General features: G+C 66.3%; 12 protein-coding genes. 10 read left to right on the forward strand and 2 right to left on the reverse strand.

The window, feature by feature from the left end:
- Nucleotides 1–101: 101 nt before the first annotated feature.
- Nucleotides 102–1010, reverse strand: a complete 909-nt coding sequence (locus tag AC1DUN_RS16815) for a LysR family transcriptional regulator (RefSeq protein ID WP_477715137.1) — start codon at nt 1008–1010, stop codon at nt 102–104.
- A 264-nt stretch (nt 1011–1274) separates the two neighbouring features.
- Here AC1DUN_RS16815 and AC1DUN_RS16820 point away from each other — a divergent pair, with 264 nt between their 5' ends.
- The gene (locus AC1DUN_RS16820; protein ID WP_477715138.1) at nt 1275–2336 is read left to right on the forward strand and encodes an asparaginase; all 1062 of its coding nucleotides are present in this window, start codon (nt 1275–1277) and stop codon (nt 2334–2336) included.
- 81 nt (nt 2337–2417) lie between these two features.
- Here AC1DUN_RS16820 and AC1DUN_RS16825 read toward each other — a convergent pair whose 3' ends face one another.
- Entirely contained in the window at nt 2418–3194 is a 777-nt protein-coding gene (locus AC1DUN_RS16825; RefSeq protein WP_477714953.1) for an SDR family oxidoreductase, read from the reverse strand.
- A 159-nt stretch (nt 3195–3353) separates the two neighbouring features.
- Between AC1DUN_RS16825 and AC1DUN_RS16830 the strand changes: the two genes are divergently transcribed.
- The 9 genes from AC1DUN_RS16830 to AC1DUN_RS16870 all read left to right on the forward strand — a co-directional run bounded on the left by AC1DUN_RS16830 (nt 3354) and on the right by AC1DUN_RS16870 (nt 15642).
- Complete coding sequence (locus AC1DUN_RS16830; protein WP_477714954.1) at nt 3354–4304, forward strand: LysR family transcriptional regulator; 951 nt, start codon at nt 3354–3356, stop codon at nt 4302–4304.
- A gap of 81 nt (nt 4305–4385) precedes the next feature.
- Entirely contained in the window at nt 4386–5306 is a 921-nt protein-coding gene (gene glyQ / locus AC1DUN_RS16835) for a glycine--tRNA ligase subunit alpha (protein WP_413328895.1), read from the forward strand.
- Between the two features lie 11 nt (nt 5307–5317).
- The gene (glyS, locus tag AC1DUN_RS16840) at nt 5318–7420 is read left to right on the forward strand and encodes a glycine--tRNA ligase subunit beta (RefSeq protein ID WP_477714955.1); all 2103 of its coding nucleotides are present in this window, start codon (nt 5318–5320) and stop codon (nt 7418–7420) included.
- Between the two features lie 15 nt (nt 7421–7435).
- On the forward strand, nt 7436–8008 hold the full coding sequence (gene gmhB, locus AC1DUN_RS16845; RefSeq protein WP_477714956.1) for a D-glycero-beta-D-manno-heptose 1,7-bisphosphate 7-phosphatase: 573 nt from the start codon (nt 7436–7438) through the stop codon (nt 8006–8008).
- Nucleotides 8009–8072: 64 nt separating this feature from the next.
- Nucleotides 8073–8825, forward strand: a complete 753-nt coding sequence (locus AC1DUN_RS16850; RefSeq protein WP_477714957.1) for a lysophospholipid acyltransferase family protein — start codon at nt 8073–8075, stop codon at nt 8823–8825.
- A gap of 39 nt (nt 8826–8864) precedes the next feature.
- Nucleotides 8865–9884, forward strand: coding sequence for a M48 family metallopeptidase (locus AC1DUN_RS16855; protein ID WP_477714958.1), 1020 nt, complete (start codon nt 8865–8867; stop codon nt 9882–9884).
- Between the two features lie 158 nt (nt 9885–10042).
- Nucleotides 10043–10483 (forward strand): response regulator, encoded by a 441-nt coding sequence (locus tag AC1DUN_RS16860; protein ID WP_074579839.1) that lies wholly within the window; start codon nt 10043–10045, stop codon nt 10481–10483.
- A 58-nt stretch (nt 10484–10541) separates the two neighbouring features.
- Nucleotides 10542–14846 carry a PAS domain S-box protein gene (locus AC1DUN_RS16865; protein WP_477714959.1) on the forward strand — a complete coding sequence of 1435 codons (4305 nt, stop codon included), beginning with the start codon at nt 10542–10544 and terminating at the stop codon, nt 14844–14846.
- Nucleotides 14847–15000: 154 nt separating this feature from the next.
- Nucleotides 15001–15642 carry a response regulator gene (locus AC1DUN_RS16870; RefSeq protein ID WP_477662465.1) on the forward strand — a complete coding sequence of 214 codons (642 nt, stop codon included), beginning with the start codon at nt 15001–15003 and terminating at the stop codon, nt 15640–15642.
- The last annotated feature ends 33 nt before the right edge of the window (nt 15643–15675 follow it).

Genomic DNA, 15675 nt, shown 5'->3' on the forward strand with positions numbered 1-15675 from the left:
TGTAGCGCCTTCCCCCTTCCAGGGGCGGCGCCAGCGGCCTGGCGAAGCCAGTTCCGCGGCCCCTGCTGAAGGGGCGAACTTAGGGCGTCCGAAGGGGTGGGTTAGCTTGTTGATGCCATCACGCCATGTAACAGGTCAGGCAGCATCTCCAGCATGCGCAGCGCATCCTGGCCCGGCGGCGTGCTGGTGGCGAAATACATCTGCAGCGGCGCATGGGCGAACTCATGCAGCGGCACCGCCGTCAGCGAGGCCGGGTCCAGGTTGCTGGCCGTGAGAAAGTCCACCACCGTCCAGCCCATGCCGCGCCTGACCAGCTCCAGCGCCAGCCGCGAGGTCTGCACCTGCAGGCCCGCCGGGGCGCTCAGGCCCAGGTGGCGGGCCAGCTCGTCGATCGAGCTGCACATCGGGTCCTCGCCCACCAGGCGTATCAGCGGCATGCCGGCCAGGAAGGACATCGGGTTCTGCCGGCGCGCGCGCACCGCGCGCTGCCAGATCTCGCGCGTGACGGCCAGGTAGAGCGGCCCGCTCACCAGCGTCGTGCTGGTCAGCAGCGGGTGCGGGTGTTCGTAAAAGCCCAGCGCGAAGTCCACGCCGCGCGTCAGCAGGGCCTGCACCATCTGGTCCTGGTGCAAGGTGCGCACCTCGACGCGCACGCGCGGATACCGCGCCATGTGCCGCTCCAGCACCAGCGGTAAAAATTCGTGGCTGATGGACGGGATGGCCGCCAGCCGCACCTGGCCGTCGGCCGCCTGCCGCAGGTTGACGGCCATGCGCTTGAGCCCGTCCAGCTTCTGGTGGATTTGCGCGGATTCCTCAAACAGCACCCGCGCCTCCGGCGTGGGCGCCAGCGAGCCCTTGCCACGCGTGAACAGCTTGTAACCCAGCTGCAGCTCGGTGTGTGAAATGGTCTTGCTGACGGCCGAGGGCGTGATGCAGATCAGCCGCGCGGCGGCGCTCATATTGCCCGTCTGCATGACGGCCTGGAAGACTTCAAGTTGCCTGAGGTTCATCGTGGTGCCGGGTGCCGGAGCGGGGAAAAGGGGTGGGTTGCTGTGGGGTGTGAGTTTCATTCATACCCCTCGTTACATTATGCATCGCCGCTTTTTGATGGTCTGGCTACGATGAGCCACCTTTGGCCTGGTGCCGGAGGAGACATCGGGACGCGGGCCAAGGCATTGACACTTTTTCACAGCTGTCTTTCAAGGCCCGCGACCCGGCAGAACTATTTCACCTTCCTGGGATATCTCATGCAAATCGCTTCCACCCTCCTGAAAATGGGCGCCGGGCTCGGCTTCGTCGCCTTCACCGCGCTGGGCACGCCAGCCTCCGTGCTGGCGCAAACCGCCGGCAAACCCAATGTCGTGATCCTGGCCACCGGCGGCACCATTGCCGGCGCCGGCGCCTCGGCCCTGAACAGCGCCACCTACGCCGCCGCGAAAGTGCCGGTCGACAAGCTGCTGGCCGGCCTGCCCGAGCTGGCCAACATCGCCAACGTCAAAGGCGAGCAGGTCTCGCAGATCGCCTCGGAAAGCTTTACCAACGACAACCTCATGAAGCTGGGCAAGCGCATCTCGGCGCTGGTCAAGCAGTCCGACGTGGACGGCATTGTCGTCACCCACGGCACCGACACGCTGGAAGAAACCGCCTATTTCCTGAACCTCGTGATCCGCACCAGCAAGCCCATCGTGGTGGTGGGCTCCATGCGTCCCGGCACGGCGCTGTCGGCCGACGGCGCGCTCAACCTGTTTGACGCCGTCAGCGTGGCCGCCAGCAAGGATGCGGCCGGCAAGGGCGTGCTGGTCACCATGAACGATGAAATCCAGAGCGGGCGCGACGTCACCAAGACCATCAACATCAAGACCGAGGCCTTCAAGAGCCAGTGGGGCCCGCTGGGCATGGTGGTGGAAGGCAACAACTACTGGTTCCGCGCGCCCGTCAAGCGCCACACCGCGCAGTCCGAGTTCAACATCGACGACTTCGACGCGCTGGCGCCGGTGGAAATCGTTTACGGCTACGGCAACGTCTCGCGCACCGCCCTGGACGCCGTCGCCAAGACCGGCATCAAGGCCCTGATCCACGGCGGCACCGGCAACGGCTCGGTGGCCGACCGCATCGTTCCCGTGCTGCAGGAAGTGCGCGCCAAGGGCATACAGGTGGTGCGCTCCTCGCGTGTGCCCGAAGGTTTTGTGCTGCGCAACGCCGAACAGCCCGACGACAAGTACGACTGGGTGGTCGCGCACGACCTGAACCCGCAAAAGGCCCGCATCCTGGCCGCCGTGGCCCTGACGAAGAACGTGGACAGCAAGGAACTGCAGCGCATCTTCTGGCAGTACTGAGCCTTTCCGGGGCGTAAAGACAAAAGGGCGATGCCGGTAACGGCATCGCCCTTTTTTCATGGGCCGGTGGGGCCTGGTTGCTTAGAGCTGGCTCATGCCGCCGTCGACGATCAGTTCGGTGCCCACAATGAAGGCAGCGTCGGGCGACGACAGGTAAACCACGGCGCTGGCCACCTCGTCGGGCGTGCCGAAGCGCTTGACCGGCACTTGCGCCTGGATGCCGGCGGCCAGCGCATCCAGCTGGTCGGCGGGCACGCCCAGCTTGCCGTAAAGCGGTGTCGTCACCGGGCCGGGGCTCACCACATTGACGCGTATGCCGCGCACCACCAGCTCGGCCGACAGCGTCTTGGCCAGTGAAATCAGCGCGGCCTTGCTGGCGGCATAGACGCTGGAGTTCGGCATGCCGATGTGGGCATTGATGGAGCCGTTCAGGATGACGGCGGCGCCCGTGTTCAGCAGCGGCGACAGCGCCTGGATTGCAAAGAAGGCGCCCTTCACGTTGACGTTGAAGGTCTGGTCCCAGAGCGCTTCGTCCACGCCTTCCAGCGGCGAAAACTTCGCGACGCCGGCGTTGATGAAGATCGCGTCCAGCGTGATGCCCTGGGCGCGCAGCGCGCCGGCCAGCGCCTGGGCGGCGCCGCTTTCGCCCGCGTCGTTGCGCAGCGCGATGGCGCCTTCGCCGAGTTGGGCTTTGGCTTGATTCAGCGTGGCCTCGTCGCGGCCGGTGATGACGACGCGGGCGCCTTGTGCGGCGAATTGCAGCGCCGTGGCCAGGCCAATGCCGCTGTTGCCGCCCGTGACGAGCACGGTCTTGTTGGCAAAACGGGGTGTGAAGGAGGAGGTTTGTGCGGTGGTCATATCAGTTTCCTGGAGTCGTTTGTTGAAGGGTTTTCTGGTTCGGCGAGCCTTCCGGCTTGCCGATGGGTCCAATGTACGGTTCATGTTCTCTAAGAAGAAGGCCTGAAAAGTGTTTTAATCATTCAGGTTTTATGAATGTCAAGCACTGGAGACGCCGTCATGGACCGTTTGCGAGCCTTTGAGGTATTTGCCGCCGTGGTGGGGCGCGGCAGTTTCACGCGCGCGGCTGATGCGCTGGACACCTCGCCGGCCAACGTCACGCGCTACATCAACGAGCTGGAAGCCCACCTGGGCACGCGCCTGCTCAACCGCAGCTCACGCAGGCTCTCGCTCACCGAAAGCGGCGAAGCGCTGTATGAGCGCAGCAAATCCATCCTCGAGGAGGTCGCCGACGCTGAAGCGCTGGCCTCGTCGGCCACCTTGCAGCCGCGCGGGCGCCTGCGCATCAACGCTCCCGTGAGCTTCGGCATACGCCAGCTGGCGCCGCTGTGGCCGCGCTTCATGCAAAGTTATCCCGGCGTGGAGCTCGACATCGCGCTCAGCGACCGCGTGGTCGACATCGTCGAAGAGGGCTACGACCTCGCCATCCGCATCTCGCGCGCCGGCCCCGCCGCCCACGCGGCGCGCAAGCTGGCCACCTCCTGCAACATCGTCTGCGCCGCGCCCGCCTACCTCAAGCAGCACGGCAGCCCCCGGGTGCCGGCCGACCTGGCCGCGCACCGTTGCCTGGGCTACACCTATGCGGCCACCGCCAATGAATGGCATTTCGTCGACGAGCAGGCGCGCCCGCACAAGGTCAAGGTCCAGTACGTCATGCATGCCAACAACGGCGACACGGCCCGCGAAGCGGCCCTGGCCGGGCAGGGCATCATCTGGCAGCCGGCCTTTCTGGTCGGCGACGACCTGCGCGAAGGGCGCCTGCTGCCCTTGCTGCCGGGCTACCGTATGCCCGACATCGACGTGCTGGCCGTCTACCCCAGCCGCCGCCACCTGAGCGCCAAGGTTCGCGTGATGGTGGATTTCCTGGCGCAGGCCTTCAAGGACGGGCCGGCCTGGCATGTGCCGCCCGCCGCCGCTGCGGCGCCCGCGCGCCGTCGCCGCGTAAAATGAACGGTTTAGCACTGCCGCCCATGCGGCCTTGCCTTTCCGGCGCCTGCACAGGCGCCGCGCTTTTGTCCTGAACCCATTCCTATGCTCACTTTCCAGCAAATCATCTTGAAGCTGCAGTCCTACTGGGACGCCCAGGGCTGCGCGCTGCTGCAGCCCTATGACATGGAGGTCGGCGCCGGCACCTCGCACACCGCGACCTTTCTGCGCGCGCTGGGCCCCGAGCCCTGGAAAGCCGCTTATGTGCAGCCCAGCCGCCGCCCCAAGGACGGCCGCTACGGCGAGAACCCCAACCGCCTGCAGCACTACTACCAGTACCAGGTCGTGCTCAAGCCGGCGCCCGCCAACATCCTGGAGCTCTACCTCGGCTCGCTCGAGGCCCTGGGCTTTGACCTCAAGAAAAACGACATCCGCTTCGTCGAGGACGACTGGGAGAACCCCACGCTGGGCGCCTGGGGCCTGGGCTGGGAAGTCTGGCTCAACGGCATGGAAGTCACGCAGTTCACCTACTTCCAGCAGGTCGGCGGCATAGACTGCAAGCCCGCGACCGGCGAAATCACCTACGGCCTGGAACGCCTGGCCATGTATTTGCAGGGCGTGGACAACGTCTACAACCTGGTCTGGACCGAAGGGCCCGACGGCTCCAAGCTGAGCTACGGCGACGTCTACAAACAAAACGAGGTCGAGCAGTCCACCTACAACTTCGAGCACAGCGACGCCGATTTCCTGTTCACCGCCTTCAGCGCGCATGAAAAACAGGCCAAGCACCTCATTGAGGTGCAGCTGGCCCTGCCGGCCTATGAGCAAGTGCTCAAGGCTGCGCACAGCTTCAATTTGCTCGATGCGCGCGGCGCCATCAGCGTGACCGAGCGCGCCGCCTACATAGGCCGCATCCGCAACCTGGCGCGCGCCGTGGCGCAAAGTTACTACGAAAGCCGCGAACGCCTGGGTTTCCCCCTGGCGCCGCGTGAATGGGTTGAAAGCATGAAGAAGAAGGCTGCGTGAGAGCGATGACGATGACAACCCAAAACCTGCTCGTAGAACTGTTTGTCGAAGAACTGCCGCCCAAGGCGCTGAAAAAACTCGGGGATGCCTTTGCCGGCGTGCTGTTCGAGCAGCTCAAGGCCCAGGGCCTGACGGCCGATGCTTCGGCGCTCACCGCCTTTGCCTCGCCGCGCCGCCTGGCCGCGCATGTCACGGCAGTCGCGGCCCAGGCCGCCGACAAGGCCGTTTCGCAAAAACTCATGCCCGTGGCCGTTGGGCTGGACGCCTCCGGCCATGCCACGCCCGCGCTGCTCAAAAAGCTGCAGGCCCTGGGCGCCGACGCGTCGGCGGTCGCCGGCCTCAAGCGCGCGCCCGACGGCAAGGCCGAGGCGCTGTTCTACGACAGCACCGTCAAGGGTGCGACGCTGGCCGAGGGCTTGCAAAAAGCCGTGCTCGAAGCGATTGCCAAACTGCCGATCCCCAAAGTCATGACCTACCAGCTGGCCGACGGCTGGAGCGACGTGAAGTTTGTGCGACCGGCGCACGGCCTGGTCGCGCTGCACGGCGGCACCGTGGTGGCCATCGAGGCGCTGGGCCTGAAGGCCGGCAACAGCACGCACGGCCACCGCTTTGAGGCCGCCGTGGACCCGGTCGTCTTGAAAGACGCCGACAGCTACACCGCGACCCTGCAAAAAGACGGCGCGGTGATCGCCAGCTTTGCCGAGCGCAAGGCCGAGATCGCCAGGCAACTGGCGGCCGCCGCGGCCAAGGTCGGCGGCGGCGTCAAGGCCATTGAAGACGATGCGCTGCTCGACGAAGTGACCGCGCTGGTCGAGCGCCCCAATGTGCTGGTCTGCGAGTTCGAGAAAGAATTCCTGGGCGTGCCGCAGGAATGCCTGATCCTCACGATGAAGGCCAACCAGAAATACTTCCCGCTGCTCGACGCCGCGGGCAAGCTCACCAACAAGTTCCTGGTCGTCAGCAACATCAGCCCCGGCGACGCGAGCGCGGTGATTGGCGGCAACGAGCGCGTGGTGCGCCCGCGCCTGGCCGATGCCAAGTTCTTCTTTGACCAGGACCGCAAGAAAACCCTGGCTTCGCGCGTCGAAGGCCTGGGCAAGGTGGTCTACCACAACAAGCTGGGCACCCAGGGCGAGCGCACGCAGCGCGTGCGCGCGATTGCCGAGGCCATCGCCAAGCGCCTGAACGCCGACGTGGCCGGCGTGCAGCGCGCCGCCGAACTGGCCAAGACCGACCTGGTGACCGACATGGTCGGCGAGTTCCCCGAGCTGCAAGGCACCATGGGCCGCTACTACGCGCTCAACGACGGCCTGGGCGCCGATGTGGCCGATGCGATCGAAGACCACTACAAGCCGCGTTTTGCCGGCGACGAGCTGCCGCGCGGCAGCGTGGGCCTGATCGTTGCACTGGCCGACAAGCTGGAGACCCTGGTCGGCATGTTCGGCATCGGCAACCTGCCGACCGGCGACAAGGACCCGTTTGCGCTGCGCCGCCATGCGCTGGGCGTGATCCGCATGTTGGTCGAGAAAGACCTGCCGCTGGGCCTGGCCGAACTGGTCGAAAGCGCGCAGCCGGTGTTCGGCGACAAGATCCAGGACGCCTCCGTCGCCCTGGTTGATTTCATCTACGACCGCCTGGCCGGCTCCCTGCGCGAGCAGGGCTACAGCGCGCAAGAGGTCGACGCCGTACTGGCGCTGCGCCCCCAGCGCCTGGGCGACGTCGCCAAGCGCCTGGCCGCCGTGCGCGCTTTTGCCGCGCTGCCCGAAGCGCCGGCCCTGGCGGCCGCCAACAAGCGCGTCGGCAATATCCTCAAGAAGGCCGAAGGCGCCGTCGAGGCCGCCATCAAGCCTGAGTTGCTGCAGGAAGCCGCCGAAAAATCCCTGGCCGAGGCCTTGAAAACCTTGACGCCCAAGGCTGAGGCGGCTTTTGCGTCCGGCGACTATGCGGCTTCGCTGCAGGCCCTGGCGGCCCTGAAAGCGCCTGTCGATGCCTTCTTTGACGGCGTGATGGTCAATGCCGAAGACCCGGCCTTGCGCGCCAACCGCCTGGGCTTGCTGGCCACGCTGCACCAAGCGATGAATCGCGTGGCCGACCTCTCCAAGCTCGCGACCTGATCGGAAGCCATCCCCATGAAACTCGTCATCCTCGACCGCGACGGCACCATCAACAGCGACAGCGACGATTTCGTCAAGACGCCGGACGAATGGCTGCCGCTGCCCGGTTCGCTGGAGGCGATCGCGCGGCTCAACCACGCGGGCTGGCATGTGGTGATCGCGTCCAACCAGTCGGGCCTGGGGCGCGGCCTGTTCGACGTGGCCTCGCTCAACGCCATGCATGCCAAGATGCACAAGATGCTGGCCGCCGTCGGCGGCCGTATCGACGCGGTGTTCTATTGCCCGCACAGCCCCGAGGAAAGCTGCACCTGCCGCAAGCCCTTGCCCGGCCTGTTCGAGCAGATAGGCGCGCGCTTCGGCGTGCAGCTGGCGGGCGTGCCCACGGTCGGTGATTCGCTGCGCGACCTGCAGGCCGGCGCCGCGGCGGGCTGCGAGCCGCACCTGGTGCTCACCGGCAAGTCGGCCCGGTACCGGGCCGGCGGCCAGCCGGAAGGCCTGCCGGCCGGCACCACGCTGCATGCGGACCTGGCGGCTTTCGCCGATTTCCTGCTGGAGCGCAGCGCCCGGCCTTTGCCGATGGCCATTTAGGCATCGCGTGTTCGCGGAACACTTTTTCGTCCCTACAACCTGACCTGATAGCCGGAACCCCGCCATGCCTTTCATCCGCTCCGTCCTGCACCTCCTGTGGATGGCCGTCACGGTCGTCCCCTGGGCCATCTTCGTGATCATTGCCTCCCTGTTTGTCAGCGGCACCACCATGTACTGGATGTGCGCGGGCTGGCTGCGCGTGGCGGTCAGCGGCGGCACTGTCATCCTGGGCATCAAGAACCGGGTGACCGGCATGGAAAACCTGCCCACGGGCGAGACCAGTGCCGCCGTGCTGCTGCTCAAGCACCAGAGCACCTGGGAGACCCTGTGCATGCCCACCCTGATGCCGCATCCGCTGGCCTATGTCTTCAAGAAAGAGCTGCTTTACGTGCCTTTCTTCGGCTGGGCCATGGCGCGCATGGACATGATCCACATCGACCGCAGCCAGCGCGCCCAGGCCTTCAACAAGGTCGTGGTGCAAGGCAAGCGCCTGATGGCGCAGGGCACCTGGGTCATCATGTTTCCCGAAGGCACGCGCATCCCGCGCGGCCAGAAGGGCGTTTACAAATCCGGCGGCACGCGCCTGGCGATCGAAACCGGCGCGCCGGTGATCCCGATTGCCGTCACCTCGGCCAAATGCTGGCCGCGCAAGGCCTTTATCAAGACGCCGGGCATTGTCGACATCTCCATCGGCAAGCCCATCCCCAGCGCGGGCCGGCAGCCGGACGAGCTGATGCGCGAGGTGGAAGCCTGGATAGAGTCCGAAATGCACCGGCTGGACCCCGAGGCCTACGCCGGCGCCGCCGCCAATACCTGAGCAGTGCCTGCGCCTGTCGTCACGCCGCGCTAAACTGCCATGATGCAACGGCTTCTCCAGTTCACGCTCGACCTGTTTGACGCCCATCCCGCGCCGCCGGCCCGCGCTGCAAACCCGAAAAGCGCAAAACCGCCGGCAAGGCCGCGGCCCAAAAAACCGCCCACTTCCACCCCGCGGCCGCCAGCGGCTCCCGAGCCCGAGTTCATCGGCCCGCAACTGCCCGCCCAGAGCCTGCAGCAGGCCCTGGCCCCGGCCACCTTCCGCCATCCGCGCGCCACGCGCGAGGCGGTGCTGGACGGCATCCTGGTGGCCTACGAATTCCGCCGCGGAAAACGCAAGACCATAGGCTTTTCAGCCGGCGCCGAGGGCCTCACGGTGAGCGCGCCCAAATGGGTACCGCTGTATGAAATCGACAAGGCCGTGCTGGAAAAATCCGGCTGGATACTCGCCAAGCTGCAGGAGACCCGCGAGCGCCACCAGCGCATGGAGTCCGCGCGCATCGACTGGAAGGACGGCACCACCCTGCCTTTCCTGGGCGAGCAGGTGATTGTGGTGATAGACCCGCGGCACGCCTTCGGCGGCGTGGGCGCCGAACTCAAGACCCGGGCCGCCGAGGTGCTGCTGCAGGGCAATGAGGGCGCGGCCGGCGACATGCTGCCCGGCGTGGCGCAGATGACGCTGCACGTGGGCCTGCCCCACAACGCCTCGGCCGAGCAGATTCGCGATGCCGTGCAGGCCTGGCTGATGCGCCAGGCCAAGCGCATCTTCATCGAGCGGCTCAACCATTTCGCGCCGCAGCTCGGCGTGCAGTGGCACAAGCTCAGCCTTTCCAGCGCCGGCACGCGCTGGGGCAGCGCCAGCGCCGACGGCTCCATCCGGCTGAACTGGCGGCTGGTCCATTTCCGGCAGTCGGTGATCGACTATGTGGTGGTCCATGAACTGAGCCATTTGCGCGTCATGGACCATAGCCCGCGTTTCTGGGACACCGTGCGCACCATCGTGCCCGACTACGCCGAATTGCGCGGCCAGCTCAAGGACGAAGCGATTCCGCGCTGGTAACTGGGGGAGGGCGCCAAGGCGGCGCAGGGCAAACCCTTTGCCGGGGCTGAATCGGCGATAACAAAGTAGTACAGCTTGGCGTTACTTGTTAATATGACAAAAATATCAAAAATGCCAAAAACACCAGGGACTTGATGTCGTACCTCCAAAGCACTTCCATGAACGACAAGCTCATACTCGTAGTTGAAGACAACCCCGACCACCTGGAGCTGACTGTCTTGACTCTGGAGGAGCAGGGCGTGACGGCCGAGATCGCGGTCGCCCGCGACGGTGTGCAGGCGCTGGACTACCTGTTCGGGCAGGGGGCCCACGCGGGGCGCGACACGCAGCGACAGCCTTCTTTCATCCTGCTGGACATGAAGCTGCCCAAGCTCTCGGGGCTGGATGTGCTGCGCGGCGTGCGCGGCAACCCGCTCACCGCCCTGGTGCCGGTGGTCATGCTGACCTCCTCCAGCGAGCGCTCCGACATCGTGGCGTGCTACCAGGCCGGCGCCAATGGCTTTGTGCGCAAGCCTGTCGATTTCGGAGACCTGACGGAAAAACTCCAGCGGCTCCAGGCCTATTGGCTGGATGTCAATGAATCGATCGCGGCCGGTTGATACGCCCGCGGGGCGGGCCGCCTGTGCGGCCTGGGCGGGCTCCTGAGCGATGGCCGCGATGAAGGTTCAGATCACGCTGCGGACCCGCCTCGTCATCTTGGTGCTGGCCGCGATTGTTCCGCTGTTCGGCCTGTCCATCTTCAAGGCCGTCTACAACGCCGACGTCGCCGTCGAGCGGGCCATGACCGACCTGCAGTTCGCGGCCTCGCTGGCGGCCTCCAACCAGCAGCAGCTGGCCGAGACGGCGCGCCAGGTGCTCACCGCCGTCGTCCATGCGCCCGAGCTGCTGAGCGGCGAGGACGGCAAGACCGTCAAGGGCGGCAGGGGCGGCCGCTGCGACGCCTACCTGGTGCAACTGAACCGGCTGTTCCCGCTGTATGCCAACCTGGGTGTTGTGGGCATGGACGGCCGGGCCCTGTGCAACGGGATTCCCAATTCGACGCTGAACTACCTGGGCGACCGGGCCTATTTCCGCGAGGCCGTGGCCCGCCGCGAATTCGTGACCGGCGAATACATCGTGGGCCGCGCCACGGGCATACCCTCCATCACCTTCGCGCTGCCCCTGCTGGACCAACAGGGACAGGTTGTGGTCGTGGCCTATGCCTCGGTCGACCTTGGTGAAATGGCGAAGACGGCGCTGAGCATCCAGCTGCCGCCCGGCGCCGCGCTCGGCATCCACGACCGCAACGGCGTGCTGCTGGCCGGAAAACCGGCCCTGCCCATACGCGTGGGCCAGAAGGCGGCCAGCCCGGTGCTGCGCGAGGCGGTCAAAACCCTGCGCACGGGCACGGCCGACGGCCCGGACGGCGCGGGCAAGCGCCGGCTCTGGGCCTTCATGCCCAGCAGCGCCAATACGGGCGAGGCATTTTTTGTGGCGGTCAGCCTGGACCACAACCTGGTGGTGGGCGCCACCCAGCGGCAGCTGTGGCTGGAGCTGGGCGTGCTGTCCCTGCTGGCTTTCCTGAGCGGCTTGCTCGCCTGGATGATGGGCGGGCGCGCCATCGTGGTCCCCACGCGCAACATCCTGGAGGCGACCCGGCGCATCCAGGACGGGCGGCTGGACGTGCGCATCCCGGTCACGGCGTCCGACGACGGCGGGGAATTCTCCCGGATCGCCGAAGGCTTCAACCGCATGGCCGAATCCCTGCAGAAGCACCGCGGGGCCCTGGAGGCGGAACTGGCGAACAGCGAAGCCATCCAGCGCAGGCTGCAGGATGCCCAGCGCCTGGGGCGCATAGGCTACTGGCAGCTTGACGTGCGCAGCGAAGAGACCTGGTGGTCCGATGAGGTCTATGACGTGCTGGGGGTGGACAAGGCGACCTTTGCCACAAATCGCGATTCGTTTTTGCTGCTGATCCATCCTGCCGACCGCCAGGACTTCAAGGCCAGGCGCGACGCCGCCGTGGCGGCCGGCCTGCCACTGGACGTCGAGTTCCGCATCATCACGGCCGCCGGCGAGCTGCGCTGGATCCACCTGGTGGGCCGCGCCCATGGGCCGCAGGACGGCCAGCCGGGCCAGGGGCCGCGCCGCTCCGGCGTGCTCCAGGAGATCACCGACCGCAAGCAGGCGGAACTTGAAATCGCCCGCGGCACCGAGTTGCTCAACCGCACCGGCGAGCTCGCGAAAATCGGCGGCTGGGAAGTCCAGGTCGACACCATGGCGCCCTACTGGTCCCAGGAGATCTACCGCATCCATGACATGGAGCCCGGGGCCAGGCTCAGCATAGGGCAGGCGATCCGGTCCTATGCGCCGGAAGCGCAGCCCATCGTCAGGGCCGCGGCCGAAGCCGCCTTTCGTCACGGCACGCCATGGGACCTGGAGCTGCCGCTCATCACCGAGAAAGGCCGGCGCATCTGGGTGCGCACGCGCGGCCGCGCATTGCAGCGGGACGGCAAGGTCGTGAGCCTGGTCGGCGTGCTGCAGGACATCACCGAGCAGCACCAGGCCCAGGAGCACCTGCGCCTGCTGGAGTCCTGCGTCGCCCGCCTCAACGACATCGTGCTGATCACCGAGGCCGGGCCGATTGACGAGCCGGGCCCGCGCATCGTCTTTGTCAACGATGCGTTCGAGCGCCGCACCGGCTACACCCGCGAGGAGGTGCTGGGCCGCACGCCGCGCCTGCTGCAGGGCCCCAAGACGCAGCGGGCCGAGCTGAACCGCATACGCGCCGCGCTGCAGGCATGGCAACCGGTGCGCGCCGAACTGATCAACTACACCAAGGGCGGCGAGGAGTTCTGGGTAGACCTCGACATCGTGCCCATCGCCGACGCCAAGGGCCGGTACACGCACTGGGTGGCGGTCGAGCGCGACGTCACGCAGCGCAAGCGGGCCGAGCAGGCGCTGGTGGACAGCGAGCAGCGCTACGCCGCCCTCTTTGAGATGGCGCCTGTGCCCATGTGGGTGTTCGACGTCGCCACCTCGCGTTTCCTCAATGTCAACAAGGCGGCGGTGGACAGCTACGGCTACTCGGTAGAGGAGTTCCTGGGCATGACACTGTTCGACATCCGTCCCGAGGCCGAGCACGCGCGCCTGGAGCGCGCGCTGAGCGACAACTCGGTCGAAAGAAAAGGCTCCTGGCAGCACCGCCGCAAGGACGGCTCCATCTTTTCCGCCCATGCGGTGTCGCGGCCCATCCAGTACGCCGGCGTGCCCGCGCGCTTTGTACTGGCAATGGACGTCACGGCCCAGCTCAAGGCCGAGCGCGACGTGCAGGAGCACCTCTTTACCCTGCAGCGCGCGGCCGACGCCGCCCAGGCCATCACCTGGCACCAGACGCTGGAAGGCACCATGCATGAGGTGGCCGAACAGGCCCGGGGCGTGGTGGGCGCCCACCAGTCCATCGTCAGCCTGACCGTGAACAGCGACTGGAAGCAGGCCATCAACGCCCTGTCCCTGTCCGACAAATACGCGAAGTACCGCGACCTCATCGAGCCGCCCGACGGCACCGGCATTTACGCCATGGTCTGCCAGACCAACCGCTCCATGCGCATGACCCAGGCCGAACTCGAAGCCCATCCGCGCTGGCGCGGCTTCGGCAGCTATGCCGACAAACACCCGGCCATGCGCGGCTGGCTGGCCGTGCCGCTGACCGGGCGCGACGGCCGCAACATCGGCCTGCTGCAGCTGTCCGACAAGTACGAAGGCGAGTTCACGCAGCAGGACGAATACGTCGCGCTCGAGCTGGCCCAGCTGGCGTCCATCGCCATCGAGAACGCCCGCCTGCTGGAGGAAGTCAGCCAGCTCAACACCGGGCTGGAGCGCAAGGTGGCCGAGCGCACGCTGGAACTGGAGCGCCAGCAGGCCTTGTTCCGCGGGCTGGCCGAGCAGGCGCCCCAGGTGGTGTGGACCATCAATCCCGACGGCGCGGCCACTTACTTCAACCGCGCCTGGTTCGAACTGGTGGGCGGCAAGCTCGAGGACTGGACCGGCACGCAGTGGTTCTCCGTCATCCACCCCGAGGACCTTCCCGAGGTCAAGGCCACCTGGGAGACCGCCAAGGCCACGCAGACCCAGTTCATGGGCATACGCCGCGTGCTGGCCCGCGACGGCAGCTGCCACACCATGTCCTACCGCGCCTCGCCCGTCATCGACGAGCAGGGCCGGGTGGCGTTCTGGGTCGGCATAGACGCGGACATCACCGAGATCAAGGCCATCGAGGCCGCGCTGCGGCTGTCCAACCACGAACTCGAGGCGTTTTCCTATTCCGTCTCGCACGACCTGCGCTCGCCGCTCAACACCGTGGACGGCTTCAGCCGCCTGCTGGCCAAGCAGCTGGGCGGCAACGCCGGCGACAAGGTCTCGCACTACCTGGCGCGCATCCAGGCCGGGGTGGCGCAGATGGGGCAGCTGATCGAAGACCTGCTGTCGCTGGCGCAGGTCTCGCGCGCGCCGCTGAGCAACAAGTCGGTGGACCTGTCCGCGCTGGCGCACAGCATCATGGACGACTGGCAGGCGCGCGACCCGGACCGCAAGGCGGTGATCACCATCGAAAAAGGCCTGAGGGCGCACGGCGACGCGCGCCTGGTCCGCGTGGTCATGGAAAACCTGCTCGGCAACGCCTGGAAGTTCAGCTCCCACGAGGGGGTGACCGAGATCACCGTCGGCCACACGCAGGACGCCGCGGGGCTTCCGGTGTACTTTGTGCGCGACAATGGCGCCGGTTTTGACATGGCCTACGCCGACAAGCTCTTCAACCCCTTCCAGCGCCTGCACGCCGCGTCGGAGTTTCCCGGCACCGGCATAGGCCTGGCCACCTCCAGCCGGGTCATCAAACGCCACGGCGGCAGGCTGTGGGCGGAGTCCTCGCCGGGCCATGGCGCGACCTTCTTCTTCACCCTGCCCAAAACCCCGCACACCTCTTGATGTGTCCTGATGTGACGCAATGTGTCTTCGGCGGGATTAATTACCGTGGTTGAAGTCTGTTTTAACGTCTTTTCTGCTGTTTTTACTAGGGTTTAATACATCGAATTGATTAAAATGCGAAAAATGCCAAAAACAATCCTTTACGAGACTGATCATGCGTGAACCCAAGTCTTTCGAGGCCGCCATCACCGCTTCGGATTTCTCGAGCGAGGATTACTGCGGCACCAGCTACGCGGCCAAGCTGCTGGGCCTGTCTGTCGCCACCGTGCAATCGCTGGTGGAAAAGGGCGAGATCGAAGCCTGGAAAACGCTGGGCGGCCATCGCCGCATCGCGCTGCAGTCCATCAATGCCTACCTGGCCAAGAACAGCCCGCAACTCTCGCGGGCCGACACCGACCCCAAGCACCGCCTGCGCGTGCTGATGGTGGAAGACGACGAAAACACCCGCGAGCTGTATCGCTGCCAGTTCGAGGACTGGGACCTGCCGGTCGACTGCACCTGGATGCCGTCGGCGCTCGAAGCCATGATGGACATCGCGAGCATGCGGCCCGACCTGCTGATCACCGACCTGTCCATGCCCGGTGTCGACGGCATCGAAATGCTCAAGGCCTGCAAGCGCAACCTGCAGCTCGCCGACATGCAGATCGTGGTCATCAGCGGCCTGGCACCCGAGGCCGTCCAGGCCCGCGGCGGCCTGCCGCCCGAAGCCCATTTGCTGCAAAAGCCGATCAACTTTGACTGGCTGCATGGCTATGTCACGGCCTTGGTGACGGCCAATCGCAAATGGAGACATTAGCCCCCACGCTTGCTCACTGCGTGTAGCCGCTGC

It is taken from the genome of Polaromonas sp. P4_F6 (genome assembly GCF_056401275.1).